This window comes from Bacillus sp. AR13-1 (assembly GCF_008042285.1).
Classification (GTDB): Bacteria; Bacillota; Bacilli; order Bacillales; family Bacillaceae_G; genus Bacillus_A; species Bacillus_A mycoides.
Genome location: NZ_QNUA01000030.1, coordinates 1 through 22056 on the forward strand (window position 1 = coordinate 1; position 22056 = coordinate 22056).

Here is a 22056-nt window from a genome sequence, read left to right on the forward strand (position 1 = left end):
TGCCACCAGAACCACTGCCACCAGAACCGTTGCCACCAGAACCACTGCCACCAGAACCATTGCCACCAGAACCGTTGCCACCAGAACCGTTGCCACCAGAACCATTGCCGTCAGAACCACTATCGTCCTGAGAACCATTGTTTCCTGGAGGTTTATTATTATCTTTTGAATTACCTTCTGCTAAATTATCGTTATTTTGTACAATAGCGTTTGTTATTGGATTGAAGTTTTCAGTTGCAGCATTACCAATATTTAAGCCGCTAAAAAAGGATAAAGAAAGTGTTGATGCTAAAATGAAGATTTTTGTCATTGTTTTCCTCCTGAAGAAAAAATTATTGTTCCATCTAAAATACACCCCTTTGTAATATTTCATAGGAAAAAGAGTTTTATGCAAAAAAACTATATATAGAAAAAGGGAGGGCACTGAACAAGTCCACTTCATAAGAAAAAGGAGGTGTATTTCTAAAGGGAGAAAAGAGTTAATGTGAATATAGTAGAGTGATGGAGAATTTACACTCATAATAGTAGAGGAAGTGGTAACGGATGAAAGAGTATATTGCATTTGATATTGGTGGTACGCAAATTAAATATGGAATTGTTTCAGAAATAGGGGTAGTACTAATACATAAAAAGGTCCCAACAGAAATTCACTTGGGCGGGGAACAAATTGTTCAAAAGCTTATATATTTATCAAAAAAGTTAATGACTGAACATACTATTTCCGGAATTGGTATTAGTACAGCGGGAATTGTTGATATTGATAAAGGAGTTATAACGGGAGGTGTGGATCATATTCCGCGTTATGCTAATATTTCTATTGTTGAGAGACTACAAGAAGTATTAAAAGTTCCTGTATCTATTGAAAATGATGTTAATTGTGCGGCCTTAGGCGAGAAATGGAAAGGTACAGGGAGGGGAGAAAACGATTTTATTATGCTTACGCTTGGAACGGGCATTGGTGGAGCAATTGTTATAAATGGGGAGTTATACCGTGGACATTCGTTTGGCGCTGGGGAATGGGGGAGCATGTTAATAGAAGGGAATACTTTTGAGGAGGTTGCCTCAATTTCGGGATTAATTCATCTCGTACGAAGATATAAAGGTGAAAAGGAGTGGGATGGTAAAACAATTTTCGAATTATATGATAAGGGTGATAGCAGTGTTATTCAAGCCGTGAAGATTTTCTTTAAACATTTGGCGATTGGAATTAGTAACCTTGCTTATATTTTTAATCCGAAAATGATTATTATTGGTGGGGGAATTACTGAAAGAGGAGATGATTTTTTAAATGAAGTGAAGGAAGAGATAGGAACATACTTAAATCAAGATATTTATAGTAATTGTGAGATTAAACTTGCGCAAAGCGGCAATTGTGCAGGAATGATTGGTTCTATTTACCACTTATTACATCAGTATAAATAAATATAGTATCTATTTTCATATAATTGAGAATTTATCCTTTTTCTCATTAGATAAATAATGCTACAATATAAGAGGAGAATACAATGTTTTCCGATTTGGAAAATGCTTTGTAGAAAGGAAGAAACTTCATGCCTATTATTTTAGAAAAAGGACAAAAGATTGATTTAACAAAAGGACAACCGAGAGTAGCGAAACTGCAGGTTGGCTTAGGCTGGGATCCAATTGGGCAATCAGGTGGGTTTCTGTCTTCTTTATTTGGAAGTAAACCAAGTGTAGATTGTGATGCATCTGTTGTTATGTTAGAAGGGGATCGTTTTTTAAACAAAAATGATCTAGTTTACTTCGGCAACAAACTTTCTACTTGTGGTAGTATCATTCATTCAGGAGATAATTTAACAGGTGAAGGCGCTGGTGACGACGAAACAATTTTCGTAGAATTACATAAAGTTCCGAGCCGTATTAATCGTTTAGTATTCGTTGTAAATATTTATGACTGTGTAAATCGTCGTCAAGATTTTGGGATGATTCGCAATGCATATATTCGTATTCAAAACCCACAAACAGGTGAAGAATTAGCACGTTATAACTTGTCAGATAATTACGCTGGCAAAATGACTTTAATTGCAGGGGAAATGTATCGAGACGGAAACGAATGGAAGTTTTCAGCAGTTGGAGAAGGAACACAAGATAAAAACTTAAGTGAGATTGTATCACGTTACCAATAAGATAAACCAAGGAGGAATTGTATATGGCATCAATTTCATTGAAAAAAGGACAAAAGGTAGACTTAACAAAAACAAATCCAGGTCTTTCGAAAGTTCTTGTAGGACTTGGTTGGGATACGAATCGTTATGACGGACAGAGCGATTTCGATTTAGATGTTAGTATCTTCTTAGTAGGTGCTAACGGTAAAGTTTCAGGAGCAGAGGATTTCGTTTTCTATAATAATCCAAAAGGTGCGAATGGTGCTGTAGAGCATTTAGGAGATAACCGTACAGGTGCAGGTGAAGGCGACGATGAAACAATTAAAATAGACTTAAAAAATGTTCCTGCACATATCGAGCGTATTTGCTTCACAATCACAATTTATGATGGAGAAGGCCGTAGCCAAAACTTCGGACAAGTTTCTAACTCTTTCGTACGCATTATGGATGAAGAAAAGAATGCAGAATTAATTCGTTACGATTTAGGAGAAGATTTCTCTATTGAAACTGCAGTAGTAGTAAGTGAATTATACCGTCACGCAGGTGAATGGAAATTCAATGCAATCGGAAGTGGATTCCAAGGTGGATTAGGTTCTCTATGTAATAACTTTGGTTTAGATGTAGAGTAATAGATTTATATATCCATCGGTGAAACGCGTATTTACTGATGGATATATTTTTTGAAATTAAAATATAGAGGTGAAAATATATGGTTATTCAATTGCAAAAAGGACAGAAAATAGATTTAGCTAAAACAAGCCCAGGTTTATCAAGAGCAGTAATTGGTCTTGGATGGGATATTAAATCTTATGATGGTGGATCTGATTTCGATTTAGATGCATCTGCCTTTTTATTAGATGCGAACGGGAAATGTACGAAGGAAACTGATTTTATTTTCTATAATAATTTACAGTCTCCTTGTGAATCAGTTTTACATACAGGAGATAACCGTACAGGTGCAGGTGACGGTGATGATGAGCAACTTGTTGTCGATTTGAAAAAGGTTCCAGCAGATGTTCATAAAATTGCTATTACAGTTACAATTTATGATGGAGAAGGCCGTAATCAAAACTTTGGACAGGTTGCAAATGCATTCGTGCGTTTAGCAAATGAAGAAACAAACGAAGAAGTTCTTCGTTTTGATTTAGGGGAAGATTTCTCCATTGAAACAGCAGTTGTCTTTTGTGAATTATATCGTCATAATGGACAGTGGAAGTTTAGTGCAGTAGGAAGTGGATTCCAAGGTGGATTAGGTGCGCTTGTAAGAGCGTATGGCTTGGATGCATAAGAAGGGAAACGGTATTCGTTTCCTTTTTTTGACCTTTCTATAAATCTAGCAAAGAATAGGGGATAAAGGTAAGATGAGTATTTTGCAAGGAATCCTTGATACGTATGCTCAGTTTTTCGACTTGGACATGTGGATTAAAGTGTTACAAGATCCAGTATCTTGGGGGTTAATAGGTACACTTGTTGTACTTGAAGGGTTATTATCTGCTGACAATGCACTTGTGTTAGCGGTAATGGTAAAACATCTTCCAGAAGAAAAACGAAAAAAAGCATTATTCTATGGACTTATTGGAGCTTATGTATTCCGTTTTATTGCAATTGGAATCGGAATGTTCTTAATTAAATTATGGTGGGTAAAAGTGTTAGGTGCACTTTACTTAGCTTGGCTTTCAGTTAAATACTTCATTGATAAAAGAAAAGGTAATGCAGAAGAAGAGGAAGCTCATGGTATGAACCAAAATGGTATTCTCTTCAGAATGTTCGGTGTCTTCTGGGGGACAGTTGCGATGGTTGAATTAATGGATATCGCATTCTCTGTAGATAGTGTACTTGCTGCATTTGGTGTATCGAATGAAGTTTGGATTTTACTATTAGGTGGAATGCTCGGTATTTTAATGATGCGCGGTATTGCTGGCGTATTCTTAAAATTGTTAGAGCGTATTCCAGAACTTGAAACGACAGCATATATTTTAATCTTAATTATTGCAGCAAAAATGCTACTGTCTGTCATTCATATTGAAGTAAGTCATACGCTGTTCTTTATTATTTTAGTTATAGCGTTTGGAGCAACATTTATACTTCACTACATGAAGAATTCTGGACAAGCTAAAGAAGAAGTTGCAGCTACTAAAAATGAACATAAATAATTGAAATGGGTTTGCTCGTTATGCGAGCGCCCATTTTTTATAACTAAAAATAGTTTATAATAGAAGAGAGACTTTATAAAAAACGTAAATGTTTTTGGAGGTGAACTGTTGTGTTTTCACGTTTTACACTTCAACCATGTGCATTAAAAGATGAATCAGATTTAAAGCAATTTGAAGCGCATTTAGAAAAACGCCCACAATATGAACTGACAGAGAATGAGATGAAATTTAGTTATATAGCAAGTCGCATTCTTGGTGTTCCGAATGATGTAGATGAATATTTCAATGAACTATTTGATTATAATGAAGCAAAAGGGATCGAGGTTTTGCATGAACAAAATTTAAATAAGGTGATTGATCCCGAAAAACTGCGCCATATTCAAGAAGTTTTTGCATTACATCAAGAAGCGCCGAATGGACTTACAGTAAATAGGCTTGTAGCACATTTGTCTGGAAAACAACTATTACCGCAAGTAGACAATCCTGATTTACAGCATTATATACATACGACGTTTATTTCTGTATTGAAATTGTATGAGAAACAACATAATCAATCTTTAAAAACAGAAGGATTCCGGCGTTTCTTAATCGATATGATTAAATTAAGTGAAAATTACGTAGCGAAGTGGTTCTCTACGATTAATTATAAGAAACAAATGCCGCGTATCGTTTGGTACGGTGATGCGACGGAGAGTCGTATATATTTCTTATACTTTCTTATTATGCTCGGCTGCGATGTGCTTTATTATCACCCAGAAGGAAAAGATGGATTTGAGAGTGTAGATGAGGAAGGAAAGACCTTTGTCGTATCTCATTCAGGCCGTATTTCATTGGAACCATTTCCTGATCGGCGTCGTGAACGCGTCGCAACGGTAGCTTATCAAGCTTCAAAAGAAATCGAGCAAGTACTTCACCACGATAATTCATTATTATACAAACCGTGGCAATTCCGTTCGTATACACCTGTAGCCCGTACGCTCAAAACGACGTACGATGAACTCTTTTTAATTACGAAAGAAAAGGCATTTGTACGTCCAACATTCTTTGTTGAAAATAAGCATATTTATATTCCTTCTTTATTTGCAAAAATATCAGGTGTTTCAAAGAATGATAAAGAATATTTTCAGCGATTAAAGGCTGTTACATCATTTGATAACAGTTTCTTGATTAATACATTCCCGTTTACGAAAGAACAAAAAGCGAATTTCCAATATCATTATCGAGATGCATTGGACCGCGCAGGGAAGTTACATCCAGATTTAATTATGAACAGCCATTGGTGGCCACATAAGCGATTACCAGAAGGATTACAACATGGTATTGCAGAAGCAATCATCCATACGTGTGAAAGTGAAATGTGTAAACCAATTGCGAAAGAGACGAAACAAGATGTAGCACTGTATGTTTTCGCACAACTCTCTCAAATACCACCGAACATTTTAGAGCAGCTTGAGAAATTTGATTATTCGCAAGAAGTACCGAAAATTGTTATATTTAATAATGAGAAGAGCGGAGAATTAAGTCGTTCTGATGCTGTGTTATTACTATTTTTAAATCAAATTGGAGTAGATGTATTCCACTTTAATCCAACGGGGAGAAACGATATTGAACCGTATATTGAATCAGGAGCATTTGATTCACATTGGCTTGAAGAAGTTAATTTCGATCTTGAATTTCATGGTTCATCAGCCTATAAAAATTTATCACAAACAATAAAAGGACTATTTCGTCCATTTTTATAAGGAAAGGGAGAATACCATATGAATAACCCAGTCGTACTAGATTCGAAAACAGAATTGAATGAGCAAACCGCACAAGATGTTCGCTTGCAACTTAGACAAGATGCAGAAGTGCAACGTATTTATAACGCAGTAGACATTAAAGATCAATTAGAATTAATTGAACTCGGAAAAGAACCTTCTATGGAAATTTCACGTTTCGCTGATCAAATTTTACATACAATGTCTTTATCGAAAGTAGAAGACTCTGGTGAATTATTAAAACAGCTTGGTAAAATTATGGACAGATTTGATAGTAAAGACTTTGCGGAAGAGAAAAGTGGTTTCTTCTCACGTATGTTCAAAAAAGCAGATAAAATGATTGAACAAATCTTTAGTAAGTATCAGACGATGGGTCGCGAAATGGATAAAGTATACGTAGAAATTACGAAGTATCAAGATGAAATGAAAAAATCAATTGGTACGTTAGATGGTTTATATGAGCAAAACTTAAAGTATTATTTAGACTTAGAAAAATACGTAGTAGCAGGGGAAATGTTATTAGAGCGTTTAAATACAGAGTTAGTTCCGATGTACGAAGAGCGCATACGTAATAATGATCAGTTAGCGGGTATTGAATTAGAATCGCTTAAAAACTCTGTTGAAATTTTAGAACAACGTATTGATGATTTAGAAAAAGCACGTATGGTTGCTCTATTAACGGCACCACAAATTCGTATGATTCAACGCGGTAACAATAAATTAATCGGTAAAATCAATACAGCATTTATTACAACGATTCCTATCTTTAAAAATGGTATCATTCAAGCGGTAAATGCGAAACGTCAAAAGCTTGTTGCGGACTCTATGGCTGAACTTGATCGCCGTACAAATGAATTACTTAAGAAAAATGCACAAAATATCGCAACTCAAAGTGTGGAAGTAGCGAGATTATCAGGTTCTTCTAGTATTAAGATGGAAACACTTGAGGAAACTTGGAACATTATTTCAAGAGGTATGCAAGAAACACAACAAATTGAAGAGCAAAATAAACGTGAGCGTGAAGAAAGCCGCAAGCGCATGGCTACATTAACAGAGAACATCAAAAAAGAATTACAAGGATAAAGAAAAGGCAATGAGGAACAGTCCTCATTGCCTTTTAGTTTCTCTTAACTAATTTAATGATTTCATTCACAACAAGCGGAATGATACTTAACAAGAGAACAAATCCCCAATCTCGCATTGTTAATGCATGCACACCAAATATATTGGCAAGATGTGGGATGGAGATAATACACACTTGCATAAGAACACCGATTAGAAGTGAGAAGACTAAATATTTATTTGTAAATATCCCAATTGAAAAAATTGATTTCGTTCTTGAACGTAAGTTAAATGAATGAACGAGTTGAGAGAAACTAAGAACGACAAATGCCATCGTTTGAGCGTGTAATAGCGCGTCTTCATCAATTTGCTCTGGGAAGAGAGGAAATAAATTTGTATCTCCTGTATAGAGCTTTGCCCCAACGATAAAGGCTGTTAAAGTAAGAAGTCCAATTACAACCCCATTGAAAATAAGAAAAGGAACGCTGCCGCTAAATAAGCTTTCTTTCGCATGTCGTGGTTTTTCCTTCATCACATCTGGATCTTCAGGATCAACACCGAGTGATAATGCAGGTAGTGTATCTGTAATTAAATTTACCCATAAAATGTGGATAGGGCGTAGTGGTGTTGCCCAGCCGAGTAAAATAGCTAAAAAGAGAGCTATAATTTCGCCGAAATTACAAGAAAGTAGGAAGAGAATAGACTTTTTAATATTACGATAAATATTTCTTCCTTCTTCAACAGCTTTCACAATAGATGAGAAGTTATCATCTGTTAAAACTACATCTGCTGCGCCTTTTGCGACATCTGTTCCTGTAATTCCCATTGCTACTCCAACATCTGCTTGCTTTAAAGAAGGAGCATCATTTACACCGTCACCAGTCATGGAAACGATATTTCCTTCAGCACGTAATGCTTTTACAATCTTCACTTTATGTTCTGGAGAGACCCTAGCGAATACATTTAAGTGATTAATTTTACTTGCTAGTTCTGTATCTGAAATGGTATCTAATTCAGTTCCAATCATAATTTCAGATTTTTCTTCAGCAATACCAAGTTCTTTGGCAATTGCAAAGGCGGTATCCTTATGATCACCAGTAATCATAACTGTGCGAATACCAGCTTTTTGACATTCTGTAATTGAATCTTTTACTTCTGTGCGTGGTGGATCAATCATACCGACAAGACCGATAAAGATAAGATTTTCTTCGAGGTGATTTATATTCACATCGTTTGAATCGTATCTTTTATATGCGAATGAAAGTACTCTTAAGGCTTCTTGTGACATTGACCCGGCAGCTTCTAATATTTGATTTTTATCAGAATCTGTTAAGATCTCAATTTTATTATTTATAAAGATATGGGTACAGTGAGGTAAAAGTTTATCAATTGCACCTTTCGTCATGCTATAGTAGCTTTCATCGTACGTATGTACAGTTGACATCATTTTACGATCAGACTCGAAAGGTAATTCGTTAACACGTTCATGTTTATTTTCTAAATGATCTTTTTGAATGTTAAAAGAGCTTCCGGCAACAAGAAGGGCAATTTCTGTAGGATCCCCTGTTTGTGAGTCGGTACTGTAAGAGGCATCGTTGCATAAAACCATATTTTCTAATAATAGACGGTGTACATCATTATTTATATTCAAATTTTCTAGCTGGTCGTATGTGCGATCACTATAAAAGTGAGTAACGGTCATTTTATTTTGAGTTAATGTACCTGTTTTATCTGAACAAATAATTGTGACAGAACCGAGAGCTTCAACAGCTGGTAGTTTACGAATGATAACGTTTTGTTTAATCATACGCTGAACACCAATGGCAAGAACGATGGAAACGATAGCTGGTAAGCCTTCTGGAATGGCTGCAACAGCTAAACTAATTGCAGTCATAAACATTTCCAAAGTATCTCGTCCTTGTAAAAAACCGATGAGAAACATAATAGCGCAAATAGCTACAGCGACAAAACCTAAATATTTTCCTACTTGTGCTAAGCTTTTTTGAAGTGGTGTCATATCATCGTCTGCTTCATGTAAAAGGGTAGCAATCTTGCCAATTTGTGAGTTCATCCCAGTTTCAACAGCAACACCAGCGCCACGTCCATACGTTACTAACGTCGACATAAATGCCATGTTTTTTTGATCGCCTAATGGTACTTGCTCATCACTTTGCATGGAAGGGTGGTAGACTGCATCTTTATCGACAGGGACGGATTCACCAGTTAGAGCAGATTCTTCAACTTTTAAATTTGCAGTTTCGATAAGGCGTAAATCGCAGGGGATATACCGCCCAGCATCAAGCATAACGATATCACCTGGAACGACGTGCTCAGATGGAATTTCTTTTAGTTCACCATCTCGCTTTACGATAGCTTTAGGTGTTGCCATCTTTTTCAATGCTTCTAAAGCCTGTTCTGCTTTCGATTCTTGGATTACACCGATAACGGCATTTAAAACTACAACGAGCGCGATAATACTTGCATCAGCCCATTCACCTACAAAGGCAGAAATAAGGGCAGCGATAATAAGGACATATACGAGGACGTCATTAATTTGGGCGAAAACGCGTTGCCATAAAGTACGTTTTTGTTTGGTAGCTAATTCATTATAACCATATTGCTTTAAACGTTCATTTACGATTTCATCTGTTAAACCGTGTTGTTCATTTGTTTCTAGGTCGATTAATGTTTGATTTTTCGTCTTACTGTACCAATTGCTCATAAGTAAGCACCCCCAGTAAAAACAGTTAGCAATGGTAGTGTGGCAATTTTTTTAGAGTAGTATGTATGGAGAAAAAATCTAAGGTGAGATTCTACTTTCATTGTACAGTATTTTAGAATGTGATGAGGAAAAGAGAAGAGTTGTCATGAATTTGTTGAAATTAAAAGAGCCTCGCATACGTGAGGCTCTTTGTTATTTTTTAATTAATGTACCTAGTTCCTCAGTAATAGCTTGCATTTCACTAATACTGAATGTTTCACGTTTCATAACATGCTCATAAATGTCACGTAAGTCCTCGTACATTTCTTCGTTAAAACTAGCAGCTCTCATTGCTCCAGCATTAACCATGCGTAATTTTTCTTTAATAGCTTCTACCATATATTCAACGTTTGCTTCTGATTTCACGGATAAATCCACCGAAGTGTCCCCCTTTAAAATAACATAAGGTTATCTTAACATTTTTTTATCATTTTCGTTAATGAAACTTTTCAATCCTATTAAATTAGTAGGGATTTCCTTTATAATTAATAATTGGTTGCTTATACTATAGATATATATTAAGAAATGCACCAAGAAGGGAAGAAACAAAAATATGGTCCGAGTATTGTTTGTTTGTCTTGGGAACATTTGTCGTTCTCCAATGGCAGAAGCAATTTTTCGAGATTTTGTCGTAAAAGAGGGACTCGAAGAGAAAATTGTCATTGATTCTGCAGGAACTGGAGATTGGCATATTGGTCATCCACCACATAAAGGAACACAAAAAATTTTAAAAGAAAATGAAGTCTCTTTTGAAGGAATTAAAGCACGGCAAGTAGAAAAAGAAGACTTAACAAAGTTTGATTATATTATTGCCATGGACAACAAGAATATAGCGGATTTAAAAAGTTTTGGTAAAACTGGAGGCTATATTGGTAGGCTGTCCGATTTTGTTCCAGACGGTGGCTGGACAGACGTTCCTGACCCTTACTTTACAGGGAACTTCCAAGAAGTGTATGACCTTGTAACAGAAGGGTGTGTAAAGCTATTAGCTTTCATTCGAAATGAACAAGGAATATGAGGAAGCTTAGAAAGTAATACTTTCTAATATAAGAAATGAAAGGGTGAAGGAATATGGCAAAGAAAAATAATATTGCTCGAAACATTGCGATTGGTGTAGCTGCAGGTGTAGCTGTATCTATGTTAAAGAAAGAAAACCGTGAAAAAGTAAAAAATACGGCAGAAAAAGCAAAAACAAAGATGATTGAGATTGGTGAAAATGCGAAGATAAAAGAAAAAGTGCAAACTGTTACAGATAAAGGACGCGAACTTGCTGATTTCAATGTAGTGAAAGCGAAAGTAGCAGAAATTAAAAAATTGACGCCGTCTGTTGTAGAAACGTTAAAAGAAACGAAAGAAATGTTTAGTAAGAAAAAGATTGTGCCAGTAGAAAAGCCGGAAACGATTGAAATTCAAGCTGTATCTCCAAAGGTAGATGAGCTTAAAGCAGAAGAAGAGCCAGTGGTAGCTGAAGATGGTGGTATGAAAGAAGCGCGTGAATTATTTATGAAGGACTCAAATGCAGAGGAAAAAAAAACTGAAGCATACATTGAGCTAAAGCAAAATAAAGAAGAGAAGAAAAGCGTCTAAAAAATATGAGAAAATTTCTAGAAAAAGCAAAAAGAAATCGCACTTTTTCGTTTGGGAAAGATTTATATGACCGGACGATGCGCGATGATGTAGCGGGCTTAGCAGCACAGCTCGCTTATTTCTTCTTGCTTGCGATTTTCCCTGGGCTTGTTTTCTTAATTACGCTTCTTGGCTTTATTCCCATTCAAACAGAGGATGTGCTTAGTTTATTAGAGGTTTATGTACCAGATGATGCGATGAACTTAATTGAGGTAAATGTAGATAAAGTTGTAAATCAGCAAAATGGTGGTTTATTATCATTTGGTCTATTATCGATGTTATGGTTTGCCTCAAATGGTGTTAATGCGGTTATGAATGCTTTTAACCGCGCGTATGATGTAACAGAAACACGCTCCTTTATTAAAACAAGAGCTTTATCTATCGTGTTCACGTTAGCAATAATTTTTATGATCGTGTTTGCACTAATCGTCCCAGTATTTGGACAAGTGATTGGGGCAGCCGTGTTTAAAGCAATTGGTTTATCGGATAGTTTTTCTTATGTTTGGAGCATTACACGTTTAGTAGCAAGTTTCTTCGTTTTAATCGCTTTGTTTAGCTTTTTATATACATTTGCGCCTGATCGTAAGTTAAAGAGAAGAGAAGTTGTTTCAGGGGCGTTATTTGCTACTATAGGATGGATTGTGGTATCGTACTCATTTGCCTATTATGTAGATAAATTTGCAAATTACGCTAATACATATGGTGGTCTCGGTGGTATTATTATTTTAATGTTATGGTTTTACTTAACTGGATGGGTAATTTTACTTGGCGGTGAAATTAATGGTTTACTCCATCATTATAGAACGGGTGACAATAATTCCCGTAATGAAAAATGAGCTCTTGTTCCATAATAAAAGGGAACAGGGGGGATATTTCATGAGTAATAATAAAAAGAACCACAATAATAAAAATAACAAACAAAAGAGCAGTTCGCATCCAAAGCATAAAACGAGCAGCAGTGCGAACGGTCACAATAGCTACCATTAAAAAAAGCGGGTCCTTTATGAGGGACCCGTTTTAATTATTTCCTTTTAATAATCGTAAGCCATTCAAAATTACAAGAATGGTACTTCCTTCATGTCCAATAACACCGAAGGGAAGCGCTAAAAACTGTAAAAAATTTGAACAAATCAGCATTGCAATGACAGCTAAAGAGAAGATAACGTTTTGCTTCACAATACGGTTCATTCGTTTTGATAAACGGATTGCTTGAGAGAGACGAGATAATTCGTTTTTCATAAGAACAACGTCTGCAGTCTCTAATGCCACGTCTGTTCCTTCACCCATTGCAACACCAATACTAGCAGTAGCGAGGGCAGGTGCATCGTTTATACCATCTCCAACCATGGCGACTATGCCGTACTTTTCTTTTAACTGCTTTATCGTTTCAACTTTTGTTTCCGGTAAACATGATGCGTAATATTCTTTTATATTACTTTCATTGGCAATTGCTTTTGCTGTTTCTTCATTATCACCAGTAATCATGATTGCTTCGACACCAATGCTTTGCAAATCACGAATAGCCGCTATCGTTTCTTGGCGAAGGGTATCTTTTAAAGCAATCAGTCCAAGAATACCATCCTCATCACTAATATAAACGACAGTTTTCCCCTCTTTTTCAAGTGAAGCAGAAATGCCATTATGAAATGTTTTTATTTCTTCTCCGATAAAATCAGCTTTACCAATTTTATAAGCTTTGTTTTCTAATATTCCTTTTAATCCAAAACCAGTTACATCTTCAACGTTTTCTGGTTTTTTTATCGTAATGTCGTAAGCATGTTTTGCATATTTAACAATCGCTTCTGCTAAAGGGTGTGTAGAGTGACTTTCAATCGCTGCTGTAATAGAAAGTACTTCACTTTCTGCTATGCCTTCTCGAACATATACATCTGTTACAGTAGGTTTTCCTTGTGTTAATGTTCCCGTTTTATCAAAGGCAATCGCCTTTACTGAAGCTAGACGTTCTAAATGAATACCACCTTTAAAGAGAATACCGTTTCTCGCTCCGTTTGAAATTGCTGATAAAGTTGCTGGTGTAATAGCTGCAACTAGAGCACAAGGAGAAGCGACTACAAGTAAGATCATAGCGCGATAAAACGTTTCATTCCAACTCCAATCAAGTAAGAAATGAGGAACGAACATCATAAGCGCAACAACGAGCAGCACACCTTTTACGTATGTTCCTTCAAATTTTTCGATGAATAGTTGTGATGGTGATTTTTCGCTTTGTGCACTTTGAACGAGACGAATAATCTTTTGGAATAATGTTTGATCGCTCGGCTTCGTAATTTTAACTTCGATAGCACCACGTAAATTTACAGTGCCGGCAAATACTTCATCGCCGAATTTTTTCTCATTCGGAATAGGTTCTCCTGTAATAGCTGCTTCATCAATATTTGTTTCACCATTATGAATTGTGCCATCAGCAGGAACACGCTCACCTGGCTTAATTAAAATAATATCGTTAATTTGTAATTGTCCAACTGGAATACGTTCCTCGGTTCCAGTTGAAATACGTAATGCTTCTTCCGGTTGTAGATTAAGAAGCGCTGAAATTTCTTTTTGGCTTTTACTTAATGTATAAGATTCCATTGCACCGCTTAATGCAAAGATGAAGATTAAAATAGCACCTTCTGCCCAGTAACCGATAACTGCGGCACCGATAGCTGCAAAAATCATGAGCATTTCAACATTTAGCTCTTTCTCTTCAATTGTGTCTTCAATACCTTCTTTCGCTTTTGCAAATCCTCCAATTACATAAGCAAGGATATAGAAAGTAATACCTGCACTTATTGCATCATTTTTTGTGAATAACCAACCAGCTAAAATAAAAATACCAGATGTGATTGCAAATATAAGTTCATAATGTTTCTTTAATGTATCCCATAAAGAGGGATGAGAAATATCTTTTTGTGCTTGTAATGTTTTTACTTCTGCGTTCATTAATACTCGCTCCTTCCGAATTCTTATTGAGAAAAAGAATCAAAATCGAAACCCCTATAAAACGACGAAAGCTGCCATCCATAATGGATAGCAGCATTTCTGTTGAATCTGATTTTAATAGTTATTATGTTGTAATTATTCTATAGTATAGCATATGTTTTTCTTAGATGATATGTTTTTGTTTTAGTATAAAGTGAAACTTTAATTAGTGGGGGTTTTGTTCATCCCACGATGATTATTAGCCCTCGCCAATCGGGCTTTTACTGCCCGGCGAATAGCGGGATAAACTGAAAACTTGTGTTTTCGCATTTCCTTTGGTATATATGAATATTGTTCATAAAAAGGTCGGAAAGGAAGACATCAAGTTGAAGACAGAGAAATTTTTTACCCATCCGATTGGCGTGTTTATTGCTGCAATAGTAGCAACATTTTTATGGGGAAGCGCATTTCCCTTTATTAAATTAAGCTATGCTGAACTTGGAATTCAGCCACAAGAAGTCGGGGAACAAATATTATTTGCTGGCTATCGCTTTTTCTTATCTGGTGTAATGCTCTTATTATTTTTTAAAGCGTTAGGCAAAGATATGAAGTTCAAAAAAGGAACAGGAAAGCAGTTAGTTCAAATTGGCTTGTTTCAAACTTTTCTTCAATATATATGTTTTTATATTGGAATGAGTTACAGCTCAGGAATTGAAGGAGCGATTATTTCAGGAACATCATCATTCTTTCAAATTTTACTCGCACACTTTTTATATAAAGATGATGCTCTAAATAGGCGAAAAGTAATTGGAGTAGCTATCGGTTTTTGCGGTGTGATTTTAGTGAATGTACCGAGTGATGGAAGTTTATCATTTCATTTTGGAATAGGTAGCTTATTACTTCTTGGGGCAGCCATGATGTATTCGTATGGAAACATATTAGCGAAAGAAGGTAGTAAAACATTAGATATTGGGTATATGACAGCATATCAGATGATTTTCGGATCAATTGGGTTGCTATGTATAGGTGCATTTCAAGTTGGAATGATGCCATTCACATTTAATCTACATGCAATACTTATGCTCTTATATTTATCGTTCTTATCAGCAGCCGGATTCTGTATATGGAATACAATTATGAAGTATAACAAAGTAGGGAAAGTCTCGATGTATATGTTCTTTATACCAGTGTTTGGTGTGCTACTATCAAGTCTAATTTTAGGGGAAGCAATCCATTCCTTTGTACTATTTGGTTTAGCATGTGTCGCAGCGGGAATTATTGTAGTAAATCGTAACCCGGTTAAAAAGAAAGTTGAGCAAGAAAAACAAGTAGCATAGAGAACAGAAAAACGATTAAAATGGAAGAACAGTATTGTTCTTCTTTTTTTACATAGAAAAAGGAGAACGTGATATATGTAACGAAAAAAGATAGAATAAAGCATTTATTGAGGAGAACATATTATGAATGTACTTTACATTGTGTTAGTCGGGCAAATTATTCTTTTTTTAATGGGAGCAATTTATGCAATAGGACAGACGAAGAGAACGAGAAATAATATGCCGTTACCTTTAGCAGTTCGTCTTATTCTTAGTTTTTCTTTAACAGGAAGTGCAATTTGGATATGGTTACAAGATCCATCGGCTGAGTACAGTACGTGGGTTGCACTCGGTATGACTTTATCAACTGTAGGGGATTTATTTATGGCAGGATTAATTCCAATTGGTCATCGATTAATTGGAGGAATGGTTACTTTCGCTCTTGCACATTGTTTCTATGTGAAAGCATTTTTACAAACAGGTATTTCATGGAATGGTTTTTGGATCGGTTTATTCGTATACGGACTCTTTCTAATTATAGGGTGGTTTTTCTTTATTCGAAATGAAAAACAAGACAAACTTTTTACAATAGGCGCTCTAATTTACGGTTTGTGGGTTGGAGGAATGGCATGTTTTGCATTCGCCTTATATTACGAGAATATAGGAATATGGTGGATACCAGCACTTGGTGGTTTACTGTTTGTGATTTCTGATTTTATTATCGGCGTGACAGATATCGGAGGGCGCAAACTGAAGTATGAACCGCTTTGGATTTGGTTTACATATGTCGCAGCGCAGATGTGTATTGTATATGTAGGATTATAAAAAGATACTCTCAAAAATAGTTGATAGACTATTTTGAGAGTATCTTTTTTATTGCTATGCTATTATATTTGTTTGTTTAATTTGTGCAGTATCTTATACTTTCTAAGCATAAATTTCATAGGAAAAGTCCTGTTTGATAGATGGAAAACATAGTATATAAAAATAGTGAATTTATAGGGATTATTATTTTTATATTTGTAATATTCTGATGTTATAATTCAGAATTTTGTGGAAATTAACCAGTCGGAGTACTTATAATAAAAATAAAAAGATGATGAGATGGTGGAATGATGCAAAAGAAAAAATGTTTGCGTGAATTCTTTGAAATAATTGCAATTGCATGTTTATTAGTGTTTTTGGCAAAAATCTTTTTGTTTTTCCCTACGACTGTAAAAGGAGCATCGATGAGGCCGACGTTACAAGATGGAGATAAAGTAATTATTAATAAACTTGCAAAGAGATTTGAAAGTTATGAGAGAGAGGATATTATTGTCGTGAAGACAGATAATTTCTATGTGAAGAGAGTTATTGGATTACCAGGAGATGTAATTGAGATGAAGAATGATCAATTATATGTTAATCATCAAGTGAAAAATGAAGAGTATTTAAAGAATAATAAAAAACAGGCAGAAAAATTACTTATCAATTTAACTGAAGATTTTGGACCGATTACAATTCCTAAAAATAAAATTTTTGTGATGGGAGATAATCGTTTAGTTAGTAGGGATAGTAGGAACGGTTTAGGGCTCATTGATAGAACAGAAGTATTAGGAAAGTTCATGGCGATATATTATCCATTTGAACATGTGAAAATTGTAGATTAAAAATAAGAAAAACCAAGCGAATTAGTTGCTTGGTTTTTCTTATTTAAACAGTTGGTGTTTTATTTATTGTTTCTTGTGAAGCAATATGTTCATTATTTTGGTCGATATTTAACATGAATTTTCGTTGTAACAATTGCAATTTAAAGAGTGTTAAAGGATCATGATAAGTTTCTGGGTTTGTTCTTAGCTTTGTTAATGTTTGCTCATCTTCTTGTATTTCAAGTTGGGCCGCTTCTACGGTTTGTTTCAATATGCTAAGAGGGTCTTTAAAGAACATCATGATATCCCGTTCTAGCGCACCTTCAAATACTTCAAATTGAAGGAAGAATTGTTTTGAAATCATCTGAGCAACTTCTGTATAATCTTCTGTTTCAATATATTGTTTATATTTATTTGATAGCATAGATTGATTTTTTTGCATATTACCGAATAATTTCCCTGCACTCTTTAAGAAAAATTGTGTCGGTGTAAAGCGTAATAAAATATTGATGTTAGCTACTGTAATTCTATTCGTCATTCTTGCAACATCTCTATCCCAGTCATCTAGTAATTTGAAATCACAAGGAAGTTTAATACGCTCTTCCTCATAGAGCTTATTAAAGGTATCGCTCATTTCATCTAAATAAGCTTGAGCTTGAATGAATTCATTATGAGCAGTTTCAATCCATTCTTGAATAGACCCAGTAAATTTAGGAAGAAGCACTTGCTGTACATGTTTTTGAATTCTTTCATTCATTGCTACATTTAGTTCTTCATGGACCAGTTTGAAATCACTATCTTCTTGAACGAGGTCAGAGCAACTCTGCAACAATTCAGGAATTTGAGAATGTATATCCTGCGTAATCTCTTCTTTCGTTAAGAGATAAGATTCTGTAATAGAACGAATTTTATCTTTTTGAATGGCAGTAAGATTATTAATAAAACCATCAAGTTTTACTAAAATATGTTTATTCCAGCGAACGGATTTCACTAACGTATTTTCTAATTCCACACGTTCATTTACAAGGTATGCAATTGTTTTTTGGATAAACCATAATAATTTTTCAATGCGTTCTTTTTCCACGTTACGCTTAGTAAGGTTAGAAAGAATAGAGTCTGTTACGTTACCTAGCTGTTCACTACTCTCTTGTGAAGGAGAGTAAGGGAAAAAGTGTGCTTCTGGGAAATGTACGAGTATTTTCTTTTTAATGCTGTTCGTGATATTTTCACTAGTATTCGTATCAATTGTTTGTAAGACGAATTTAATTTGTAAATTTGGTACTTGCTCACGAATATATAATAATGTATCGAGCTCTTCATCATGTAATGGTGAAGCTGAATTTAGGACATAGATGAGACTATCTGCTGCCTGTAAGTATTCAAAGTGAGAGCTGTTTTTGTCAAGTTGTCCATGCACAGTAGGTGTGACAAGGAATGAAAACTTATTTTTTCGTAAAAATCTACTTGGTAATTTAACTTCAATACATTTTCTTTCTAGTTTTGACTGAGAAGGTACCGCTAGTATGTTATGAAGTTCGTCAAAGTTTGGTATATTTCGTATATCTAGTTCTGTAAGCTCAGTTATTTCAGTTTGACTATCATCTTTAAATGTAATTGAAGTTGTTATAGCCTCATTTAATATATTTTCTCCTAGTATAGAGTTAATAAAGGCTGATTTATCATAATCGCTAGCTCCTGCTACTAGAAGTTGTGTAACAGTTAAATCGTATAACTCACGAACAAGTAGTGTGAATTGATGACCTAAATCTACATCATTCTTCTCAGCCCATACAGCAATCGTTTCAAATAATGCTGATACGTCTGCCATATCAACATTTGCATGAGCTGATGTATTTGAAAGTAAGGCACCTGCGCTTTTTACGAGTAATGATTCTAGAGTTGTCGGTGAAACTTCATTCCATGCTAATACTGCTGCGGATACAAGTAAAGAATCTTCCGCTCTCATTAAACTAAACCAATTTGTTAATAAATCTGGTACAAGTCCTTGTAATTCGTGCATGAAATGTTGTCCAGTAATCAATTCGAAGTACGTCTCTTGATAGCGAGTAGAAATTTCATTCCAATCGTCATGAGCATCTACTTCAACATGTAAGAATAGGTGATTTATTGTTTGAATCCAAGGGAGATGGAATGATTCATTTTCATAGCTGTTCCAAAGTGAGATAACAAGCTCTTTAAATTGAACTTGATCAATTGTATATAAGGCTTTTAAAGATTCATAGAAATACTCAGGTTTAATTTTTTTAGTAAAGCCTCTGTTCACATAATTGATTAAAGTATCGAACCAGTGTAATGATTTTGTTCGAATTCCTTCTTGAACAGCGAGTTCAATAGCATTATTCCAATCTTCTTGTTTTTCATAGAACGATCGAGCGATTGCAGTAATATTTGGATAGTCTGGTTGAAATGCAACAGCCTCGCTAATCGTCTTAAATGCTAGTCCTAAACGATTTTGCTCTATATAAAGGGAAAGAAGTTGTAGGGAAACTTCCATTGTAAGGGTTGTATCTTCTGTTTGGATAGATGTATAAATTTCTTCTGCTTTTGGCAAGAAATCTAATTCGAAATAAGCATCTGCAATATTCTTCATAGCCCAGAGAGCAAGTTCATTATTTACTTTCTCCCATTTGAATATAGCGGCTTCAAAGTCGTTAGTTTGAAAATAAACTTCACCTTGTGCAAAGCGAATATTAGATATATTGGAGAATTCATTTTTTGATTCATTTATATATGCTTCACCGAGTACTTCCGCTACCGGAATGGAAGAGTCTTCTGTTAAAAATGTTTTATAGTAAATCTTTTGGATAAATTGTTTTTCAATGGTCATGTTCGTTCCCCCTGTATAATTTAGAAAAATGATGTTGTATGTAAAAGGGTGCATGTTACTCTAATAGGTAGAAGTTGCATTATATAGACCAAACTATGTTTTTGCTAGATATATCATTTTTCTTGAGAGTTAAACCGTTGCAAAAAGTAACTTCCCTTTATTGTAACAAAAAAATAAGCCTATGAATTTTTATTTTTTTATCTCGCTATTTATAGGCAGTAGGACTCCTACTCCAAAATTGAGCGAATGCAAGGAAGTTAAGTGGGAGACCTGCTGCCCGTAAAATCCCGATTGGTTCAGGCCAATAATCAGTAGGGATGGATAAAAAACCACCGATTAAATCTCTATTTAAGGAATGGAATAGAAGTAGAGTTCATTATAAAAACAATGTATAGTGAATATGTATACCATGTTTGTCTTAAAGATAGAATGGGCACAATATGGGATAACGATCGTGTATAGGATGTGTCTTCCGAATGGAACAACATATTGGCGAGTTAATCGCACATTATGGATATTTTGGAATTATTATAGCTTTAGCTGGCGGGATTGTTGGATTACCTATACCGGATGAGTTTTTATTGACTTTTATTGGATATAACATTTCAAAAGGAGTTATGTCAGGAACAGCTGCTTTTTTAAGTGGAATGGCAGGTGCAATGCTTGGCATTACATTAAGTTACATATTAGGTTTAAAACTTGGGCTCCCTGTTTTAAAAAAATATGGTCCGAAAGTTAGAATTAAGGAACATCATATTGAAAAAACACATATTTTATTTGAAAAATACGGTCCATTTCTTTTAATGATTGGCTACTTTATACCGGGAGTACGTCATTTAACAGCATATTTTGCTGGAGTTTCAAATTTAACATTGTGGCGATTTTGTTTGTATGCTTACGGTGGTGCACTAATTTGGATAAGTGTTTTTATTGGCTTAGGTTGGAAACTGGGAGAAAAGTGGCGCTTTGTTGAATATAGTTTACATCATTATGGAATATGGATTTTATTAGTTTCGGCAATTGTAATATTGATTGTGTGGATTTACATAAGGAAAAGAAAAAACCGCTAATAATAGCGGTTTTTTTAGCTGAAAGCAATAAATAATACACCAGCTGTAATAAAGACTACACCAATACCGGTCATAAAGTTTAACTTTTCACCTAATATAATCATCGCGAGAATAATGGAAAATACTACACTTAATTTATCGATAGGTGCTACTTGTGAAACTTTTCCTGTTTTTAACGCAAGAAAATAAAATAGCCATGACGAAGCACCAGCGATTCCACTTAATGTGATAAATAGCAGTGCTTTTTTATTTAGGAGGACATCACCGATATTTTGAAATTTACCTTGTATAATAATAACTCCTACCATAAATAATGCCATAATAATAGAGCGAACCGTTGTTGCGACGTTGGCATCGATTCCATCTAAGCCAATCTTTCCGAAAATAGATACGAGGGCAGCAGCAATTGCTGATAATAGTGCGAATAATAGCCATGAACTCATAGTGAAACTCCTCCAATCTTACATTATTATACATGAAAATCATTCTCATGTATAAAAACGAAATAAACCCCCGCCCTATATTTTTAATAAGGTGGGGGTTTATTATACTACTCTGCTATTTCTTCATATAAAAAGTACGTTACATTATAAATATGCTCTACTTCATCATCCGTCATAAATAATAATTCTTCACGTTCAATCCCTTTTTTCTTTTCAATAAACTCAATCATGTTTTTTCGTTCTTCTCTTTTCATCAATTTTAATTTCTCCCCTCAATCTGTTTTAATACAGTTTATTTAAGTTACTGCTATTATATAACAGAATCTTTAGAAAGTTCCACC

At 35.0% G+C, this 22056-nt stretch carries 20 protein-coding genes and 1 pseudogene; 14 read left to right on the top strand and 7 right to left on the bottom strand.

Annotated elements, in window-relative coordinates; genetic code table 11:
• Positions 1–310 (bottom strand): annotated as a pseudogene (locus DN408_RS20690) (cell wall anchor protein); the annotation flags it as partial.
• A 233-nt stretch (positions 311–543) separates the two neighbouring features.
• On the opposite strand from DN408_RS20690, the gene DN408_RS20695 reads away from it, so the two are divergent.
• The 7 genes from DN408_RS20695 (at position 544) to DN408_RS20725 (ending at position 7122) form a co-directional block, all read left to right on the top strand.
• The gene (locus DN408_RS20695; protein ID WP_078178185.1) at positions 544–1422 is read left to right on the top strand and encodes an ROK family protein; all 879 of its coding nucleotides are present in this window, start codon (positions 544–546) and stop codon (positions 1420–1422) included.
• A 128-nt stretch (positions 1423–1550) separates the two neighbouring features.
• Positions 1551–2147, top strand: a complete 597-nt coding sequence (locus DN408_RS20700; RefSeq protein ID WP_002029589.1) for a TerD family protein — start codon at positions 1551–1553, stop codon at positions 2145–2147.
• A gap of 23 nt (positions 2148–2170) precedes the next feature.
• The gene (locus tag DN408_RS20705; RefSeq protein ID WP_002124998.1) at positions 2171–2755 is read left to right on the top strand and encodes a TerD family protein; all 585 of its coding nucleotides are present in this window, start codon (positions 2171–2173) and stop codon (positions 2753–2755) included.
• A gap of 80 nt (positions 2756–2835) precedes the next feature.
• On the top strand, positions 2836–3414 hold the full coding sequence (locus DN408_RS20710; protein ID WP_002010227.1) for a TerD family protein: 579 nt from the start codon (positions 2836–2838) through the stop codon (positions 3412–3414).
• A 73-nt stretch (positions 3415–3487) separates the two neighbouring features.
• Entirely contained in the window at positions 3488–4279 is a 792-nt protein-coding gene (locus DN408_RS20715; protein ID WP_059037950.1) for a TerC family protein, read from the top strand.
• Between the two features lie 110 nt (positions 4280–4389).
• Positions 4390–6021: a YceG family protein gene (locus DN408_RS20720; protein ID WP_016121411.1), complete on the top strand. Its 1632-nt coding sequence runs from the start codon at positions 4390–4392 to the stop codon at positions 6019–6021.
• 18 nt (positions 6022–6039) lie between these two features.
• Positions 6040–7122: a toxic anion resistance protein gene (locus DN408_RS20725; protein WP_002029585.1), complete on the top strand. Its 1083-nt coding sequence runs from the start codon at positions 6040–6042 to the stop codon at positions 7120–7122.
• Positions 7123–7156: 34 nt separating this feature from the next.
• Here DN408_RS20725 and DN408_RS20730 read toward each other — a convergent pair whose 3' ends face one another.
• Together DN408_RS20730 and DN408_RS20735 are read right to left on the bottom strand one after the other, a co-directional pair.
• Complete coding sequence (locus DN408_RS20730; RefSeq protein WP_078178184.1) at positions 7157–9823, bottom strand: cation-translocating P-type ATPase; 2667 nt, start codon at positions 9821–9823, stop codon at positions 7157–7159.
• Between the two features lie 192 nt (positions 9824–10015).
• The gene (locus DN408_RS20735) at positions 10016–10240 is read right to left on the bottom strand and encodes a DUF1128 domain-containing protein (RefSeq protein WP_002010236.1); all 225 of its coding nucleotides are present in this window, start codon (positions 10238–10240) and stop codon (positions 10016–10018) included.
• Between the two features lie 175 nt (positions 10241–10415).
• On the opposite strand from DN408_RS20735, the gene DN408_RS20740 reads away from it, so the two are divergent.
• Genes DN408_RS20740 through DN408_RS20750 form a run of 3 tightly spaced genes read left to right on the top strand, consistent with a single transcriptional unit; the run spans position 10416 to position 12324 of the window.
• The gene (locus DN408_RS20740; protein WP_002125006.1) at positions 10416–10880 is read left to right on the top strand and encodes a low molecular weight protein-tyrosine-phosphatase; all 465 of its coding nucleotides are present in this window, start codon (positions 10416–10418) and stop codon (positions 10878–10880) included.
• A gap of 53 nt (positions 10881–10933) precedes the next feature.
• Positions 10934–11449, top strand: coding sequence for a DUF4075 domain-containing protein (locus tag DN408_RS20745; RefSeq protein WP_002125007.1), 516 nt, complete (start codon positions 10934–10936; stop codon positions 11447–11449).
• Between the two features lie 5 nt (positions 11450–11454).
• The gene (locus tag DN408_RS20750; protein WP_002125008.1) at positions 11455–12324 is read left to right on the top strand and encodes a YihY/virulence factor BrkB family protein; all 870 of its coding nucleotides are present in this window, start codon (positions 11455–11457) and stop codon (positions 12322–12324) included.
• A 181-nt stretch (positions 12325–12505) separates the two neighbouring features.
• On the opposite strand, the gene DN408_RS20755 is transcribed toward DN408_RS20750, so the two are convergent.
• Complete coding sequence (locus tag DN408_RS20755; protein ID WP_002169232.1) at positions 12506–14431, bottom strand: heavy metal translocating P-type ATPase; 1926 nt, start codon at positions 14429–14431, stop codon at positions 12506–12508.
• A 365-nt stretch (positions 14432–14796) separates the two neighbouring features.
• Between DN408_RS20755 and DN408_RS20760 the strand changes: the two genes are divergently transcribed.
• From DN408_RS20760 to lepB, 3 genes are all read left to right on the top strand, one after another.
• On the top strand, positions 14797–15747 hold the full coding sequence (locus tag DN408_RS20760) for a DMT family transporter (protein ID WP_002186856.1): 951 nt from the start codon (positions 14797–14799) through the stop codon (positions 15745–15747).
• A 123-nt stretch (positions 15748–15870) separates the two neighbouring features.
• Positions 15871–16551, top strand: a complete 681-nt coding sequence (locus DN408_RS20765; protein ID WP_002029577.1) for a lysoplasmalogenase — start codon at positions 15871–15873, stop codon at positions 16549–16551.
• Between the two features lie 287 nt (positions 16552–16838).
• On the top strand, positions 16839–17375 hold the full coding sequence (gene lepB, locus DN408_RS20770) for a signal peptidase I (RefSeq protein ID WP_002029576.1): 537 nt from the start codon (positions 16839–16841) through the stop codon (positions 17373–17375).
• Positions 17376–17418: 43 nt separating this feature from the next.
• On the opposite strand, the gene DN408_RS20775 is transcribed toward lepB, so the two are convergent.
• On the bottom strand, positions 17419–20202 hold the full coding sequence (locus DN408_RS20775) for a tetratricopeptide repeat protein (RefSeq protein ID WP_050000835.1): 2784 nt from the start codon (positions 20200–20202) through the stop codon (positions 17419–17421).
• A gap of 476 nt (positions 20203–20678) precedes the next feature.
• Here DN408_RS20775 and DN408_RS20780 point away from each other — a divergent pair, with 476 nt between their 5' ends.
• A complete protein-coding gene (locus tag DN408_RS20780; RefSeq protein ID WP_002029574.1) occupies positions 20679–21272 on the top strand; it encodes a DedA family protein in 594 nt (197 codons plus the stop codon).
• A 14-nt stretch (positions 21273–21286) separates the two neighbouring features.
• Here DN408_RS20780 and DN408_RS20785 read toward each other — a convergent pair whose 3' ends face one another.
• The gene (locus DN408_RS20785) at positions 21287–21715 is read right to left on the bottom strand and encodes an EamA family transporter (RefSeq protein ID WP_002029573.1); all 429 of its coding nucleotides are present in this window, start codon (positions 21713–21715) and stop codon (positions 21287–21289) included.
• Positions 21716–21822: 107 nt separating this feature from the next.
• Positions 21823–21969: a BH0509 family protein gene (locus DN408_RS20790; protein ID WP_026008701.1), complete on the bottom strand. Its 147-nt coding sequence runs from the start codon at positions 21967–21969 to the stop codon at positions 21823–21825.
• Positions 21970–22056: the final 87 nt, after the last annotated feature.

What these genes read in the sequence shown, in the direction of transcription:
- DN408_RS20695 (WP_078178185.1), top strand. Translation starts at nt 544, where the DNA reads ATGAAAGAGTATATTGCATTTGATATTGGTGGTACGCAAATTAAATAT.
- DN408_RS20700 (WP_002029589.1), top strand. Translation starts at nt 1,551, where the DNA reads ATGCCTATTATTTTAGAAAAAGGACAAAAGATTGATTTAACAAAAGGA.
- DN408_RS20705 (WP_002124998.1), top strand. Translation starts at nt 2,171, where the DNA reads ATGGCATCAATTTCATTGAAAAAAGGACAAAAGGTAGACTTAACAAAA.
- DN408_RS20710 (WP_002010227.1), top strand. Translation starts at nt 2,836, where the DNA reads ATGGTTATTCAATTGCAAAAAGGACAGAAAATAGATTTAGCTAAAACA.
- DN408_RS20715 (WP_059037950.1), top strand. Translation starts at nt 3,488, where the DNA reads ATGAGTATTTTGCAAGGAATCCTTGATACGTATGCTCAGTTTTTCGAC.
- DN408_RS20725 (WP_002029585.1), top strand. Translation starts at nt 6,040, where the DNA reads ATGAATAACCCAGTCGTACTAGATTCGAAAACAGAATTGAATGAGCAA.
- DN408_RS20730 (WP_078178184.1), bottom strand. Translation starts at nt 9,823, where the DNA reads ATGAGCAATTGGTACAGTAAGACGAAAAATCAAACATTAATCGACCTA.
- DN408_RS20740 (WP_002125006.1), top strand. Translation starts at nt 10,416, where the DNA reads ATGGTCCGAGTATTGTTTGTTTGTCTTGGGAACATTTGTCGTTCTCCA.
- DN408_RS20745 (WP_002125007.1), top strand. Translation starts at nt 10,934, where the DNA reads ATGGCAAAGAAAAATAATATTGCTCGAAACATTGCGATTGGTGTAGCT.
- DN408_RS20750 (WP_002125008.1), top strand. Translation starts at nt 11,455, where the DNA reads ATGAGAAAATTTCTAGAAAAAGCAAAAAGAAATCGCACTTTTTCGTTT.
- DN408_RS20755 (WP_002169232.1), bottom strand. Translation starts at nt 14,431, where the DNA reads ATGAACGCAGAAGTAAAAACATTACAAGCACAAAAAGATATTTCTCAT.
- DN408_RS20765 (WP_002029577.1), top strand. Translation starts at nt 15,871, where the DNA reads ATGAATGTACTTTACATTGTGTTAGTCGGGCAAATTATTCTTTTTTTA.
- lepB (WP_002029576.1), top strand. Translation starts at nt 16,839, where the DNA reads ATGATGCAAAAGAAAAAATGTTTGCGTGAATTCTTTGAAATAATTGCA.
- DN408_RS20775 (WP_050000835.1), bottom strand. Translation starts at nt 20,202, where the DNA reads ATGACCATTGAAAAACAATTTATCCAAAAGATTTACTATAAAACATTT.
- DN408_RS20780 (WP_002029574.1), top strand. Translation starts at nt 20,679, where the DNA reads ATGGAACAACATATTGGCGAGTTAATCGCACATTATGGATATTTTGGA.
- DN408_RS20785 (WP_002029573.1), bottom strand. Translation starts at nt 21,715, where the DNA reads ATGAGTTCATGGCTATTATTCGCACTATTATCAGCAATTGCTGCTGCC.
- DN408_RS20790 (WP_026008701.1), bottom strand. Translation starts at nt 21,969, where the DNA reads ATGAAAAGAGAAGAACGAAAAAACATGATTGAGTTTATTGAAAAGAAA.